The organism is Schinkia azotoformans LMG 9581, from assembly GCF_000307855.1.
In the GTDB taxonomy this organism is placed as follows: Bacteria; Bacillota; Bacilli; order Bacillales; family Bacillaceae_J; genus Schinkia; species Schinkia azotoformans.
In genome coordinates, this window is record NZ_AJLR01000067.1 from 1 (window position 1) to 732 (window position 732).

1 protein-coding gene is annotated in these 732 nt (G+C 40.0%); it reads left to right on the forward strand.

Annotated features, from left to right (window positions below; all coding sequences use genetic code 11):
• Window positions 1–57: 57 nt before the first annotated feature.
• Window positions 58–732, forward strand: a 675-nt coding sequence (gene ftsE, locus BAZO_RS10405; protein ID WP_268869820.1) for a cell division ATP-binding protein FtsE, incomplete at its 3' end; no start/stop codon positions are given.

Consider the following 732-nt stretch of genomic DNA (forward strand, 5'->3'; position numbering starts at 1 on the left):
CTGACTCATTCGTTAGTAATTGTCAGTCAAATCTAACACAGGAAAGGTACTATGAGTATTATAAAACTAAGCAACGTTTCCAAGAAATATTCTAATGGAACAACGGCTTTGCGTAATATCTCGCTCGAAATTGAAGCGGGAGAATTTACCTATATCGTTGGACCATCAGGAGCTGGGAAATCGACCTTTATCAAACTACTTTATCGTGAATTAAAGATTGACCGTGGTTCTGGAACAGTTGCGCAATATGATTTATCTAAATTAAGACGTCGAGACGTTCCGTTGTTACGTCGTTCTGTAGGTGTGGTTTTCCAAGACTATAAACTCTTATCAAAGAAAACAGTTTATGAAAACATTGCCTATGCCATGGAAGTTATTGGTAAAAGTCCGCGCGAAATCAAAAAACGGGTCAATGAAGTGCTTGACCTCGTTGGATTGAAACACAAGATTCGTTCATTTCCAAATGAACTTTCAGGTGGGGAACAGCAACGTGTGGCAATCGCCCGCTCGATTGCTAATGCACCAAAAGTATTGATTGCCGATGAACCGACAGGGAACTTAGACCCTGAAAATTCTTGGGAAATCATGAATTTGCTTGAAAAAATTAATCTTCAAGGGACGACTATTTTGATGGCGACCCATAATAGCCAAATTGTTAACACCTTAAAACATCGTGTTATCGCTATTGAAAACGGACGAATTGTCCGCGACCAAGAGGAAGGAGTTTACGGC